Annotated in this window: 16 protein-coding genes; 2 read left to right on the forward strand and 14 right to left on the reverse strand. The window is 57.3% G+C overall.

Translation table 11 applies throughout. From position 1 onward, the window contains the following. Positions 1-68 precede the first annotated feature (68 nt). The gene (rlmN, locus tag MHK05_RS01135; protein WP_487019046.1) at positions 69-1,181 is read right to left on the reverse strand and encodes a dual-specificity RNA methyltransferase RlmN; all 1,113 of its coding nucleotides are present in this window, start codon (positions 1,179-1,181) and stop codon (positions 69-71) included. 94 nt (positions 1,182-1,275) lie between these two features. Here rlmN and MHK05_RS01140 point away from each other — a divergent pair, with 94 nt between their 5' ends. Next, on the forward strand, positions 1,276-1,683 hold the full coding sequence (locus MHK05_RS01140; RefSeq protein WP_200288924.1) for a LapA family protein: 408 nt from the start codon (positions 1,276-1,278) through the stop codon (positions 1,681-1,683). Between the two features lie 87 nt (positions 1,684-1,770). On the opposite strand, the gene MHK05_RS01145 is transcribed toward MHK05_RS01140, so the two are convergent. From MHK05_RS01145 to rpsB, 5 genes are all read right to left on the reverse strand, one after another. Beyond that, positions 1,771-2,649 (reverse strand): phosphatidate cytidylyltransferase, encoded by an 879-nt coding sequence (locus MHK05_RS01145; protein ID WP_023021302.1) that lies wholly within the window; start codon positions 2,647-2,649, stop codon positions 1,771-1,773. 151 nt (positions 2,650-2,800) lie between these two features. Beyond that, positions 2,801-3,358 carry a ribosome recycling factor gene (gene frr / locus MHK05_RS01150; RefSeq protein WP_023021301.1) on the reverse strand — a complete coding sequence of 186 codons (558 nt, stop codon included), beginning with the start codon at positions 3,356-3,358 and terminating at the stop codon, positions 2,801-2,803. A 71-nt stretch (positions 3,359-3,429) separates the two neighbouring features. Beyond that, the gene (gene pyrH, locus MHK05_RS01155) at positions 3,430-4,116 is read right to left on the reverse strand and encodes a UMP kinase (protein ID WP_023027755.1); all 687 of its coding nucleotides are present in this window, start codon (positions 4,114-4,116) and stop codon (positions 3,430-3,432) included. A 268-nt stretch (positions 4,117-4,384) separates the two neighbouring features. Next, the gene (gene tsf / locus MHK05_RS01160; protein WP_023021300.1) at positions 4,385-5,197 is read right to left on the reverse strand and encodes a translation elongation factor Ts; all 813 of its coding nucleotides are present in this window, start codon (positions 5,195-5,197) and stop codon (positions 4,385-4,387) included. Between the two features lie 300 nt (positions 5,198-5,497). After that, positions 5,498-6,331, reverse strand: a complete 834-nt coding sequence (gene rpsB / locus MHK05_RS01165) for a 30S ribosomal protein S2 (RefSeq protein ID WP_005325233.1) — start codon at positions 6,329-6,331, stop codon at positions 5,498-5,500. Between the two features lie 393 nt (positions 6,332-6,724). Here rpsB and MHK05_RS01170 point away from each other — a divergent pair, with 393 nt between their 5' ends. Further along, positions 6,725-7,231: a M23 family metallopeptidase gene (locus MHK05_RS01170; protein ID WP_308767530.1), complete on the forward strand. Its 507-nt coding sequence runs from the start codon at positions 6,725-6,727 to the stop codon at positions 7,229-7,231. Here the strand turns inward: MHK05_RS01170 and MHK05_RS01175 are convergent. From MHK05_RS01175 to lepB (MHK05_RS01210), 8 genes are all read right to left on the reverse strand, one after another. Next, positions 7,228-8,145, reverse strand: a complete 918-nt coding sequence (locus tag MHK05_RS01175) for a tyrosine recombinase XerC (RefSeq protein WP_023021298.1) — start codon at positions 8,143-8,145, stop codon at positions 7,228-7,230. The two genes, MHK05_RS01170 and MHK05_RS01175, sit on opposite strands and share 4 nt — an antisense overlap. A gap of 35 nt (positions 8,146-8,180) precedes the next feature. Further along, a complete protein-coding gene (dprA, locus tag MHK05_RS01180; protein ID WP_239204249.1) occupies positions 8,181-9,362 on the reverse strand; it encodes a DNA-processing protein DprA in 1,182 nt (393 codons plus the stop codon). Continuing rightward, positions 9,359-10,921, reverse strand: coding sequence for a YifB family Mg chelatase-like AAA ATPase (locus MHK05_RS01185; protein ID WP_239204251.1), 1,563 nt, complete (start codon positions 10,919-10,921; stop codon positions 9,359-9,361). Before MHK05_RS01185 ends, dprA begins: the two co-directional genes overlap by 4 nt. Continuing rightward, positions 10,908-11,306, reverse strand: coding sequence for a YraN family protein (locus MHK05_RS01190; protein WP_086587468.1), 399 nt, complete (start codon positions 11,304-11,306; stop codon positions 10,908-10,910). Before MHK05_RS01190 ends, MHK05_RS01185 begins: the two co-directional genes overlap by 14 nt. Positions 11,307-11,478: 172 nt before the next feature. Then, a complete protein-coding gene (locus MHK05_RS01195; protein ID WP_005325239.1) occupies positions 11,479-11,784 on the reverse strand; it encodes a DUF2469 domain-containing protein in 306 nt (101 codons plus the stop codon). A 62-nt stretch (positions 11,785-11,846) separates the two neighbouring features. Continuing rightward, positions 11,847-12,488: a ribonuclease HII gene (locus tag MHK05_RS01200; protein WP_239204253.1), complete on the reverse strand. Its 642-nt coding sequence runs from the start codon at positions 12,486-12,488 to the stop codon at positions 11,847-11,849. Then, positions 12,475-13,212 (reverse strand): signal peptidase I, encoded by a 738-nt coding sequence (gene lepB / locus MHK05_RS01205; protein WP_023021293.1) that lies wholly within the window; start codon positions 13,210-13,212, stop codon positions 12,475-12,477. The genes MHK05_RS01200 and lepB (MHK05_RS01205) overlap by 14 nt, the downstream gene beginning before the upstream one ends. Next, complete coding sequence (lepB, locus tag MHK05_RS01210; RefSeq protein ID WP_239204255.1) at positions 13,190-13,993, reverse strand: signal peptidase I; 804 nt, start codon at positions 13,991-13,993, stop codon at positions 13,190-13,192. Before lepB (MHK05_RS01210) ends, lepB (MHK05_RS01205) begins: the two co-directional genes overlap by 23 nt. Between the last annotated feature and the right edge of the window lie 147 nt (positions 13,994-14,140).

Consider the following 14,140-nt stretch of genomic DNA (forward strand, 5'->3'; position numbering starts at 1 on the left):
GCCTGCGTGGTCGGATCATCTGCAAGTGGCGGCTAATTCGGAACAATCATGTCCGCCAATCTTATCAGTTAGGCTGACTTATCTTCCCGCTCATCCGCTGCAAGCTGACCACAAGCCGCCGCAATCTCATCGCCCTTTGTATCGCGCACCGTGCAGGGAACGCCTTGGGCTTGCACGCGACGCACGAAATCGTCCTGGCGGTCTTGCGGGGCCGCATCCCACTCTGAGCCCGGCGTGGGGTTCAGCGGAATAACATTAACGTGGACCTTGGAGCCCAACTTCTGGTGCAGCTTGCGCCCCAGCATATCGGCGCGGAAATCCTGGTCATTCTTATCGCGAATCAGGGCGTACTCAATGGACACGCGGCGGGCGGACTTATCCGCATAGTAGCGCGCGGCATCCAGCACCTCATCAACAGACCACCGGTTGTTGACCGGCACTAGACCGTCACGCAGCTCATCGTCCGGAGTGTGCAAGGAAACGGCCAGAGTGCAGGCCAAGTCTTCGTCCGCAAGCTTGCGAATTGCCGGAGCCAAGCCCACGGTGGAGACGGTCACGTTGCGCTGGGAAAGGCCAAAACCCGTACCATCCTGGCCAGTAATCTGACGTACGGCCTGGACCACGCGCTTATAGTTGGCCAGCGGCTCACCCATGCCCATAAAGACAACGTTGGACAAACGCCCACCTTCTGCAGCCATGGCGGACGCAGCGTGGCGGAATTGCTCGACAATCTCGCCCGTGGACAAGTTACGATCAAGGCCGCCCTGGCCAGTAGCGCAGAACGGGCAGGCCATGCCGCACCCTGCCTGGGAAGAAATACACAAAGTAGCGCGACCTGGGTAGCGCATCAGCACTGATTCCAGTAGCGTGCCGTCGTGCAACCGCCACAGGGACTTAGTGGTCTCGCCGTCGTCCGTGGAGGTGGTCCGGATGGGTTTCATCAGCTCAGGGAAGAAGGCTTCCTTGACTGCTTCGCGCTTGCCGGCGGGGATATCGGTCATATCCTCGACGTTGTCGGTGTAGTGCTCGTAATAGTGCTTAGCCAGCTGCTTCGCACGGAATTTAGGTAGGCCAATTTCTGCGAGCTTGTCAATGCGCTCGTCTTCGGTCAGGTCCGCAAAATGCTTAGGAGGCAATCCGCGGCGCGGGGCGGAAAAGTTAAGTTTCACTGGTTGAGCCATAATATTGCCCATCTTTCCACGGTCTGCGTGGGATTTTCCAATTGGAGGCCGTGCCAAGTGGCATAATCGACAGGATTAAAGAAATAATGGATACATGACAAATCCAAATTATCCTGCAGATGATTTTTCTTCTTCCGACGCAGACCTCTCCTCGGCGGAGCTGAACGCTTCTGAACCGGAGACTAGTTCTGACCTAGAACCAGCCGTTTCTGACTCTACTTCTCACTCCACCCAGCCCTCTGGCAAGGCGAAGGGATCTTTCGCGGCCAGCACGTGGATGGCGCTTATCGTAGGATTCCTGCTGCTGATTGTCCTCATTGTGTTCATCATGCAAAACCAGCACGAGGTTCCTATGAACTTCCTGGGCTGGTCTGGCGAGTTCCCCGCCGGAATTGCTTTCCTCATTTTTGCTATCGGCGGCGCACTCATCATGGCGCTAGTCGGTGGCTGGCGCATGTTTGAGTTGCGTCGCCAGCTACGCAAGCAAGCGCAGCAGGTATAAATCTATATAAAAGCCGCCTCTCCCCTGTTCTGCCGTCTTTTTCGGGCAGTTTATACGGGAGAGGCGGCTTTTGTTTGTCTGATGTTCCTATGGTGTAAACGTAGACAGGAAGCTAATCGCTACCCAGGTGACCATGGCAGAAGGTAGCATGCCATCCAAACGGTCCATGAGGCCGCCGTGGCCGGGCAATAATGCCGACATGTCTTTAATACCCAGCTCGCGCTTAAATTGGGATTCCACCAAGTCTCCCAAGGTGGCACAGATAACTAGACCGAGCCCCATCAGGCCACCCACCCAGGCATCGTGATGGAGCAGAAATTTCACCGTGAGCGCACCGGTCACCACGCCGAAGATGATGGACCCACAAAACCCCTCCCACGATTTTTTAGGGCTCACCGCAGGTGCCATGGGGTGCGAACCAAACATCACGCCCGCAACATATCCGCCGGTATCGGAAGCCACAACGCACAGCATAAAGACGACGATGGAGGCAGCCCCACTGGAAAATGGAGTCGACACCAGCGACAACATGGCTGCGAAGGTGGCAAAAAGCGGAATCCACGTCAGCACAAAAATACCGACGGACATATCGCGCAAGTAGTTGATAGGCGGACGATGACGACCGTTATGGAAAAGGCGGCCAAACATAAGTGCCAGCACCGCGGTGACATAGACTGCTACCAAGCCCGGCGCCCCCAGGGGCCATGAGATCCACACCATGGCTTGGCCCAGAATGATAAGCAGCGTACGCGGAACATAGTAGGAATGCTCCCGCAGGCGGCTGAGGACCTCCCACATGGCAACGCCTACTGCAAGCGCTACGACCGCATACCAAGCCAGCGGACCAGCCCACACGGCAAGCACCACAAGAGCGCCGAGCCCCACGCCAACACCGATAGCGGCCGGCAAGTCGCGGCCTGCACCATTCTTTGGCTGTGGCAATCGGCGGTTTATGGCGTCACTCACCGTGACCGGCTCCTTTCGCTGTCTTGTGTGATTCCCCGGCTAACTTGCTCAGTTCCGCCGGCTCTGCCCCGTTTGTGGGAGCGGCGGGCCTTGGAACAGAAAAAGCGCCGCCGGCCGGGGAGACAGGCACGGCGGCAACAAAGCGGAGGTCCTAGACCTCCATCAGCTCGTTTTCCTTATTCTCTACCAAGCTGTCTACCTGCTCGATGTAGCCGGAGGTAATCTTTTCCATTTCTTTTTCTGCTGCGATGACTTCGTCCTCGCCGGCATCGCCGTCCTTTTGCAGCTTCTTCAACTGCTCCATGGCCTTGCGGCGAATATTACGGATAGCGATCTTGCCATCCTCACCCTTGCTCTTAGCCAGCTTCACCATTTCTTTACGGCGTTCCTCCGTCAACTGCGGGACAGTCACGCGAAGAACCTGACCATCGTTGGTGGGATTGACGCCCAAATCCGAGTTGCGGATGGAATTTTCAATCTCATGGATCATGGACTGCTCATAAGGCTTGATGAGCAGCATGCGCGGCTCTGGTACGGAGATGGTAGCCATTTGGGTAATCGGGGTGGGAACACCGTAGTATTCGGCTACCAAGCCGTTGAACATGGCGGGGTTCGCGCGGCCGGTACGAATGGTCACCAGCTGCTCGCGGGTGTGCTCGACGGAAGCGGTCATGTGCTCTTCTGCTTCGAGCTGAATCTCATCGATCATGAGGCTAAATCATCCTTAAACGAATAGGGGTGGCTGTATAAAAAGGTAGCAGGTTCGCAGCCGCTACAGTATTAGGACTGCACCAGCGTGCCGATAACTTCACCGCCAGCTGCGCGGGCAATATTGCCCTCCTCCAGCAGGTTAAAGACCAAAATCGGCATATCATTGTCCATGCACAGGCTAAAGGCCGTTGCATCTGCCACCTTTAGGCCCTTTTCAATGACCTCACGCGGGGTAATTTCGGAGTACAACTCTGCATCCGGATTGGTGCGCGGGTCATCCGAATAGACGCCGTCGACTGCCTTGGCTAGGAACAGAACCTCGGCGCCAATTTCCAAGGCGCGCTGCGCGGCGGTGGTATCCGTGGAGAAGTACGGCATACCCATGCCAGCGCCGAAGATAACTACGCGGCCCTTTTCCAAATGGCGGTCCGCACGCAGCGGCAGGTACGGCTCAGCAATCTGCGCCATGTTGATGGAGGTCTGTACGCGGCAATCAACACCTTGCTGCTTGAGGAAATCCTGCAGTGCGAGGGAATTCATTACCGTGCCGAGCATGCCCATGTAATCCGAGCGTGCCCGGTCCATACCGCGCTGGGATAGCTCCGCGCCGCGGAAGAAGTTTCCGCCGCCAATCACCACTGCAATCTCGATTCCTTGGCGGGAGACCTCGGCGATTTGGCGGGCAACGTTTTCAACCACATCCGGATCGATACCGACCTTACCGCCGCCGAACATCTCACCGCCCAGCTTCAGCATTACTCGCTTATATCCGGTTCGCTTAATATCTGCAGCAGTCACGCCTACTTCGTCTCCTTAACGCGGGGCAGTTTCAATCTCCGCCCCATCTTACCCATATATCTTTCGCATCCTCACACCACCTGCCGATGCAGCCCGGTGGGTTTAAGCTAGGCATCAAAAAGGCACCTAGAGAAGAGAGAACCTCGCGCCGGTCACCCCATTAGCGCACAACAAAGCCCACAAAGGACGGTCCTTTGTGGGCTAGGTTTTAAAAGCGAGAGCGTGCTTAAGCGCCAACCTCGTAGCGAACGAAGCCAGTGATGGTGGTGCCAGCCTCTTCCGCAACCTGCTTTACGGTCTTCTTGTTATCAGACAAGGAAGCCTGCTCCAGCAGAACGATGGACTTGAAGAAGCCGTTCAGGCGGCCTTCCACGATCTTCGGCAGGGCTGCCTCCGGCTTGCCCTCCTCACGAGTAGTGGCCTCAGCGATCTCGCGCTCCTTTTCGACGATCTCTGCAGGAACGTCTTCGCGGGTGAGGTACTCAGCGTTCATTGCAGCAATCTGCAGGGCGGCAGCGTGAGCGCCTTCCTCGTTGCCCTCGTAGGAAACCAGAACGCCCACTGCCGGCGGCAGATCAGCGGAACGCTGGTGCAGGTAAACGGCAATGTTGTCACCCTCTACGGTAACTGCACGGCGTGCCTGCAGCTTCTCACCGGTCTTAGCGGACTCCTCGTCCACTACCTCGGAAACCTTCTTGCCGTCGATCTCAATGTTGTTGAGTTCGTCTGCGGAGTTTGCCTTGGCCTCAGCGGCAGCGTCAGCAATCTTGGCTGCGAAGGTCTTGAAAGCCTCGTTCTTAGCAACGAAGTCGGTCTCACAGTTGATCTCGACCATAGTGTTGCCAGAAACAGCAATCAGGCCTTCGGTTGCCTCGCGGTCAGCGCGCTTGGAGACGTTCTTAGCGCCCTTGATGCGCAGGTACTCAACGGCCTTATCATAGTCGCCGTTGGACTCTTCCAGAGCCTTCTTGCAATCGAGCATGCCGGAGCCGGTAGCTTCGCGCAGTGCCTTGACGTCTGCAGCAGTGTAGTTCGCCATAGTTGGGGCGATCCTCCTTGAAAATCAAACAGTGTTCGTTCAAACAGCGTAGTCGACGCGGTGAAATCGCGCCGCTTTAGGGTGGCAGAAACCACCCCTTTTCTCACCTATGCATGAAGGTGGAGCTGGCTTCAGCAGCACCCAGCATAGATAAAACCAACCCCCGCCGCCGTTTGAGCACGGTGGCGGGGGTTGGTAAACAGCCTTGGGCAGGTATTACTCCCTTGCTGCCCCACACCAAAAGTGCGTGGGGTATTCAGTTAAACGCAGGTAAGGAAGGTTCCTACCAAGAAAGTACGATTACTTCTCGGCCTTGTCTGCGGATGCTTCCTCAGACTTTTCTGCGGAAGCCGGATCGGAAGCTGCGGCAGCCGCCTCAGCGTCACGCTTTTCCTTTTCAGCAGAGTCGCCGGCAGCTTCCTTGGCTGCAGCCAGCTGACGCTCCTCACGAGCCTTCTTGCCTTCCTCTACAGCGGAAGCAACGATGCCAGAAAGCAGCTTGGTGGAACGGATAGCGTCGTCGTTGCCCGGAATCGGGAAGTCAACGTCGTCCGGGTCGCAGTTGGTGTCCAAGATAGCAACAACTGGGATGTTCAGCTTGTGAGCTTCCTTGACCGCGATGTGCTCCTTGTTGGTATCAACAATCCACAGAGCAGACGGGGTCTTAGCCATATCGGAGATGCCGCCCAGAACGCGCTCGAGCTTGGCGCGCTCACGGTTGAGCATGAGAACTTCCTTCTTGGTGCGGCCCTTGTAGCCGTCCTCACGCTCGTCCATTGCCTGAAGCTCCTTCATGCGCTTCAGACGCTTGGACACGGTCTGGAAGTTGGTGAGCATGCCGCCCAACCAGCGGTGGTTTACGTAAGGCATACCGACGCGGGTTGCTTCCTCAGCAACTGCTTCCTGAGCCTGCTTCTTGGTACCAACGAACAGGATGGTGCCGCCGTGTGCAACGGTTTCCTTGACGAACTCATAAGCCTCGTCAATGTAGGTCAGCGTCTGCTGCAGGTCGATGATGTAGATGCCGTTACGGTCAGTGAAGATGAAACGACGCATCTTCGGATTCCAGCGACGGGTCTGGTGGCCAAAGTGCACACCAGCGTCGAGGAGCTCGCGCATGGTTACAACTGCCATGATTCGCTCGCTTTCTTTTATCTTGTCTTTCGGTTTTCCAATTGTGCGGTGTTTTATTCCGCACCCTAGCAACGAAGGCCCCGCTGACACCTTGTTTCCAAGGACCACGTCAGCCGCCAGGCTGTCTCTTCCTTCCAGCAGGAAGCGACAACTTCGCCGCGCGTAGTCAATGCCTCCACACGGTGGACACACTGCTGCCTCAAAGAATAATCCCTCTACGCTGGTTTTTCCAAACCGAATACAACTTATTCACACTAGGGTCGAAGCTGCTAAGCATCATGCGCCACATTCACCCCAATTGGACCATCCGCTACTCGTAATCCACAGCCCCACAGGCAAGGGTTTTCTGACAGCTCACCTCTGGTTAATGCTTTTCCCATGAGCCATTTTTCTGTGTCTTTTTCAAAGCCCGCTTTCCGACGCCCCACCTTCACCACCACTGCCTTCCTCGTCGTTTCTTCCCTCCTACTACTGTGCTGCCCGCCGGCCACGGCCTACGTTGATCCTGCCTCGGGTAAGCCAAACCCGGCGCGGGTTTTGCGCGGGTTTGAAGCTCCCGAACAAAAGTGGAGTCCCGGCCACCGCGGTGTAGACATGGCCCTTGCCGTGGGTTCTCCGGTGGTAGCCGCTGAAGATGGCGTTGTCGCGTTTGTCGGCACGGTGGCAGGAAAACCGGTCGTTTCCATCACCCATGCAGACGGGGTAAGGACGACTTATCAGCCCGTACACGGCACCGTAAAACAAGGCCAAGAAGTTCGCGAAGGACAAGTCATTGGCCGCTTGGGCAATCCCGTCGATGGCTATCCCGGCCTGCACTGGGGCGCCCTCATTGCAAAAGATACCTATATCGATCCTTTAACCTTGCTGGATATGCCAGTGATACGCCTCAAGCCACTTTAAGCTCGAGGATGCGCCTGGTTATATACGCGTTGCAATCTTTGCGCAGATACGTGGGTATAGATCTGCGTGGTATTAAGCGAGGAATGCCCCAATAGTTCTTGCACAACCCGCAAATCTGCCCCGCCTTCTAGGAGGTGGGTGGCAGCCGAGTGCCGCACTCCGTGCGGGGTAAGCCCTTGTGCACCGCTAACTTTGGCGGCCCTATCCACAATGCGCCGCACCTGGCGCTGGTCAATGCGCCCTCCCCTGCTGCCTACGAATACGGCTTTAGTTCCTTCCTCAGCGAGTTGTCCACGGCCCTTTTCTATCCACTGCCGCAAGGCGTCGTCCGCCGCATGACCAAAAGGCACCACGCGCTGCTTATCTCCCTTACCGGTTACGTGCAAGGTGCCGCGATGAAAATCAATATCGCTCAGGTCTAGGCGCACCAGCTCCGCCACGCGCATCCCGGAGGCATACAGCAACTCCAAGATGGCACTATCGCGCAGGAAGTGAGCTTCGTCTGCAGAAACCGCATTGCCCATGAGCTCACCGGCCTGCTCGGGGGATAGAACCGTCGGTAGGTGACGGCCCACCTTGGGCGTGACCAGCCGTGCGGCTACATCTCGCTCGAGGTGCCCTTCGCGCACTGCCCAAGTGGAAAATCCTTTGACCGCTGCGGTGCGCCGCGCCAAGGTGGAGCGCGACTTTCCTTCCGCCACGGCCTCTGCCAGCCATTGGCGCAGGTTGTTGAGGTTAAATTCCGCAAAGGTAGGAACGCTGCGAGCAAGGTCGCGCAGATCTGAGCGATACCCACGTACCGTTGCCTCCGCACGGCCTTTCACGTGCAGTTGGAAATCCACGAAATCCTCGATAGCCTCAGCCATCTGCCCTTGAATATCCGGCGCTTTCGCGGAAACTCCATCTTCACTCATGTCACAGCAGTGTACTCGCCTTTCACTGGGGTTATCTATTCCGTTTCCCTGCGCGCCCAGGTATTGCCGTGGCGGACAACGACACACATCTTCTCTAACGCCAATAAAAGGTGAACTGTCAACGGCAGACGAAATCCCGCGTCGCGGGCAATGTCCTCTGCCGTAGCTTTTTCTTGGCCTGGCGGCGGTGTTGCATCAAAGACTCGCAACTCATTGCGGGAGAGACGTTGTGTCATTGTTGCCGCAAAATTGATTTCATATTGTGCACCTGGATCTACTTCCCCGGTGCGACTGACTAAGGCGCGAATTTCATCGGCGCTGGTGACCAACTGTGCACGGCCTTCCTGAATGCGCTGGTGACAGCCCAGCGAGCCGCTAGTGGTTATCGGCCCCGGTACAGCCATGGCCACGCGTCCTAGCGCTTCTGCCCAGTTGAGAGTATTAAGTGCGCCGGATCGAAAAGCCGCCTCCATAACTACGGTGCCGTGACTGAGTGCTGCTACTAAACGATTGCGCGTTAGGAACCGGTGTCGCTTCGGTGCGGTTTCCGGTGCGAATTCAGAAATAACGCACCCGTTATCCGCGATCTTGGCAAATAGGTTGGCATTGCGAGCCGGATAGTCCCTATCGATGCCGCACGCTGCTATAGCTACCGTGTGCCCGTTGTTGTGCAAAGCAGTTTCATGCGCCACGGTATCAACGCCTAGGGCGCCGCCAGATATAGGAGTCCATTCGTGTTGAACCAATCCGGACACTACGTTTTGGGTTGCCTGCCAGCCATAGCGAGAAATGGCGCGAGTGCCAACAATCGCTACAGCCTGAGCAACCTCCTGTTTCACAGGGGCGCCACGCACCCAGAGGCTGTGCGGCGGCAGTGCTTGGTCATCAAAGGTAGCTGGGGCTTCCCCGCTGTTTTGATAAAAGCCGAATGCGGAATCAAACTCCTCCGTTGGCCATTCTGGGCTTTCTGCCGTGATGAGCCGAGCCCCAACGCGTTCTGCTGCTGCCATATCCTCCGCTTGACGCAGCCAATCATAACGGGAGGCCGTGCGCGCAAGCAGCGGTCCTATCCAATCGGCACGATGGTAAATTCCATGGGCGATTTCCCCAGCCGGATACTGCGTAAGCAGGGCCTGCAAGGCAGCGGAAGGGCCTTCTACCACGCGGTTGAGGTATACCCAGGTGGCATAAGGTGTGGAGAGGTCTAATTCGCTCATGCCGCGAGCCTTCCCACGTTGATGGAGCCACGCAGGTCGAGTGCGCGTCCCACCTCATCCAAGTCCGGCTGCATCTTCCCTGCTAAATCAGCTAGGGTCCACGAAAGCCTGAGCACACGGTCCACCCCGCGCTGGGAAATTTCGCCTTCCGCCAGGTAGGCGGACAACATGACCATTGCAGCATCCGCAGCCGGCCGCTTTCGGCGCAAGTAGGACGAAGGGACCTCGCCATTGGTCCGCGCGGAAATGCCATCCGCCCACCACCGCGCAGCGGCACGCTCGCGGGCAGCGGCAACTCGCTCGGCAATGACTGCGGAGTCTTCTTCGCCCTCCGCGTTAATCGTCGCCGCCTGCCCACTTAAGGTGACCACCATATCTAGACGGTCCCGGAGCGGACCGGAGAGGTTGGACAGATAGTTCATGCGCTCGTGGGGGTTACACCTGCACTGCGAAGGATCTTCTGCCGAGCACCTACACGGGTTTGCTGCCATGACCAGTTGGAAGCGAGCAGGATAGATAACTTCTCGGCGCGAGCGCGCAAGCCGTACTTGCCCTTCTTCCAACGGGGCACGCAGGCCATCGAGTACCGGTGCGGCAACCTCGCTGACCTCGTCGAGGAAGAGCACACCATTGTGGGCCAGACTTACCGCTCCTGGGCGCGGATGCCCGGAGCCGCCGCCTAGTAGCGCGGCCCGAGTAACCGAGGCATGCGGGGCGATAAACGGAGCATGCTCAATGACCTCACCTGGCGTTCCGGTAAGCGAATGAATCGCGGTGGTCTCTACCTGCTGATCCGGGGTAAGTGTAGGCAGGATGGTGGGCAGGCGGGAAGCAATCATGGACTTTCCCGCCCCTGGAGGACCGATCATCATAAGGTGGTGCCCGCCGGCCGCAGCAACCTCGGCGGCCCATTTTGCATTAGCTTGGCCCGCGATATCGCAAAAATCCGGGCGTGCTGCAGCTGCGGGCGCGGGGTCGGGCGATCCAGGAAAACTCGCCGCCTGCGGTAACCCACGGCTTCCACACGCCCAGCTGAACGCTTCCTTCAAAGAAGCCGCAACGAGTACGTCTAAATCCGGCACCAAGGTTGCCTCGGCTGCGTTACCCGGCGGCACGATAAGAGTTGATATTCCCTGCTCTCTTGCGGCTAGAAGGGCCGGAATAATACCTGCGACGGGCCGAACGGATCCGTCGAGGCCGAGTTCTCCCAAAACCAAGGTGCGCTGCAGCCGCCTCGCGGGCGAAGGCGAGTTGCCAAAGCGCGGAAAGTCACTTTCTGCCTGTGCAGCCAAGATCGCGAGCGCTATGGGTAAGTCAAAGTGGGAACCGGATTTGGGAAGCGACGCTGGAGACATCGAGACGACCACTTTGGTCTTGGGCCAAGGAAGGTGGGAGTTAAAGGCTGCAGTCTTGATCCTATCCCGCGATTCAGAGATCGCGGTATCCGTCTGCCCCACAACATGTATCCCTGGCAGGCCGTGGCCAACGTTCGCTTCTACATCGACTAACTGTGCTAGAACTCCGTTGAGGGACATCGTCAAGCAATTACCTAGAGCCATCTTCAACCCCCTTGAAGTGTTCTAACGCAAATCCCTGCCCGCGCTCCAACAACGTTATAACGTCGAATCGCACCGAAGACAGTGGCTTTCCATCGAGCCACTGCGCTGCAGCCTTGCGAAGGCGCGCTAGCTTCTGCGGGGTTACGGCTTCTGCTACCCCGAAGCTGGGAGTGGCGCGCGTTTTAACCTCAACAAAGACGATGGTTCCGTCCGCCTCGCGCGCGATGAGGTCAATTTCTCCTACCCTATAAGAGACATTAGCGGCAATAATTTCGGCCCCGCGTTCACGGAGGTAGCGCGCGGCGAAGGCTTCTCCCCTTTTCCCTAAGACTTGCTTATGGCGAGGCTTCTTCGTGGCTAGGTGGTGTTCTGAACTAAATTGCATTGCAGTTTATCCTTGTGCGTCGTGAAATTCATCGGCCTGCACAGAACACCGCAGCTAGCATGGGGTGCACAAGGTGTACAAAACGGAAAGTGCCCAGGCTGTGGATAACTAGGCTTCGAGGCACTGTTATCCACAGCCAGGGCACAACGCTTGTAGTGCCGAGTTGACAAAATTACTCCGGCATCATGAATTCAGGCTTATCCAGCTCTTCGATATTGACGTCCTTGTAGGTAATGACGCGAACATAGCGCACAAAGCGGGCGGAGCGGTACATATCCCATACCCAAGCATCGGACATGCGCACCTCGTAGTACACATCAGGCCCAGAGGTATGCGGAATGAGCTCTACCGCATTAGCAAGGTAAAAGCGCCGCTCAGTTTCAACGACATAGGAAAACTGACTGACAACGTCTCGGTACTCGCGGTAGAGGGACAGCTCTACCTCAGCCTCGTAGTTATCGAGTTCCTCTGCACTCACGGTGGACCTCCAGGTTGTGGGTTAGCTCGCTTAAGCTTAGCGTGCAGGAGGCTAGATTTTCGCTAGGCACGCGCGGCGAACTCCGCATGAGCGCGGCGGACATTGTCATAGCTCATCCGGTGTTCCGGGCACGCTCCCAGCGCCGAAATTGCGGCCTCGTGTGCCTTAGTCCCATAGCCTTTGTGCTTGGCTAATTCATAGCCGGGGTAGCGCGCATCAAGGTCGCGCATCAGGTGGTCGCGACTCACTTTTGCCAAGACACTTGCCGCGGCGATACACCGCGCGGCTGCATCGCCGCTGATGATGGGCAGCTGGGGTTGGGTAAGGCCGGGGATAAAGAGGGCGTCGCTAAGCACATAGCCTGGGCGGATATCCAGGCGTGCTACCGCCCTGCGCATACCGGAAATATTAGCGTGCTGGATGCCGCGCTTATCGATGTCCCCCGCGCTAATGTGCACCACAGACCAGTCCACAGCCTTGTCCTTAATGAGTGGAAAGAGCCGCTCGCGCTGCCGGGGAGTCAGCTTTTTGGAATCGCTAAGCTCCGCCAGCTCCTTGATCGGGCGATCAGGCATAATGCAGGCCGCGATGGTGATCGGCCCGCAACACGCGCCACGCCCGGCCTCATCCACTCCAGCCACCGGCCCGAGCCCAGCCTTGCTCAAGGCCAGCTCATAGGTGCGTCGTTGCTTAAGCCGCCGCATGCGAAATCTCTGGGTGTTCCACCCCACCCCACCGCGACAGAGGCAAGATGACAGCCTCAACTCGGCCGCGAATATTATCCACTGGCACGGTGCCTTGTAGGTTATCGCCCAAGTGCGCACGCGAATCGAGGGAGTTGGTGCGATTGTCTCCCATTACCCAGAGATGCCCCTCCGGGACGGTGACGGGGCCGAAGTACTCGCCGCCACACTCCTGGGAGCCAACGCCGGGGTCTACGGGAATCTCCGGTGGATCAAGCACGAATGATTGATCAATCGGCTGACCATCCACCATCACCGAAGGATCACCAGCTTCACAGCTCACCGTTTGTCCGCCGGTAGCAATTACCCGCTTGACGAGGATATTTTCCCCGTTGGGCAATAGTCCTACGGCTGCCAAGGCATTCTGCGCACCACGCACAATAATGTTGCCCGAGCGTTTTACCTGAAACTCGTTATTCCACGACTCCGGCCCTTCGAAGACAACCACCTCCCCAGGTTGTGGGTCTGTGAAGTAATAGCTGACCTTCTGCACTACGATGCGATCATTTTCGCAGCCGGCACAACCATGCAGGGTAGGTTCCATCGACGCAGAAGGAATGACATACATCCGTCCCACCAATGCTTGTAACAGCACCAGCAGGACAAAACCTGCCACCACGGGGAAGAAAAAATCCCGGGTGCGCAGGCGTTGGGAAGAAGGCTTATTCCTGGATGTCCGGGTCATCGATGCCACCGATGCGGGTAAACGGCCAGAAGACGAACTTCACCTTGCCGCGGACATTTTCCACCGGTACTGTGCCGTGGAATTTATCGGTCATGTGATAGCGAGAATCTGCCGAGGCCGTGCGATTATCACCCATGACCCAGATATTGCCCTCCGGTACTTCCACGGGACCAAAATACGGGCCTCCACAAGCTTCCGAGCCTGTCGACTTATCTACCGGGTACGTGGGCGGGTCTTGCACGTAGTCTTGCTCGATGGGCTTGCCATCAACCATGACTGCAGGATCACCCTCTTGGCAAGACACTGTCTGCCCACCGGTAGCAACCACACGCTTGACTAGGGTATTTTCATCGGGCGGTGCCAAGGATACAAAGCTCAACGCGTCCTGCACCCCGTGGATTAACGGGTTGGACGAGCGCGGCGAGACATAACTCGAATTCCAGTCCTCGGTGCCTTTGAATACGACAACATCGCCTGGTTCTGGCTCGCCATCGCCGTAATAGGAGATCTTTTCCGTAAAGATACGGTCATTCGTACAGCCCTCGCAGCCATGCAGTGTCGGCTCCATCGAGCCGGAAGGGATCACATACTGCCGTCCGATAAAGTTCTGGAAAAGGCCCACGATAACAAGGACCGTTGCCACGACCAGAAGGGTTTCCAGCAGCCACGGCATGTCTTTTTTCTTGGTTGCCCCTTCGCCTTGCGGGGAGGCGATCCCCTCTACGGGGTTGGCCCCCTCACCTTCAGGCGACTGTTCCTGCGAGATGCTGTCTTTATTCACGCGCTAAATCCTAGCAACCCCACGTCCCGGTTCCCGCCTTATCCCCCTCGCGGCTGGAGAATTCACAGGCAACTATCCGGTTAAAGCCTGCCGGCTGACACCAGGAAATAGCTGGCAATAGGCACAAAAATCCCCCTTGCACCCACA

This window comes from Corynebacterium nasorum (genome assembly GCF_022347325.1).
GTDB lineage: Bacteria > Actinomycetota > Actinomycetes > Mycobacteriales > Mycobacteriaceae > Corynebacterium > Corynebacterium kefirresidentii.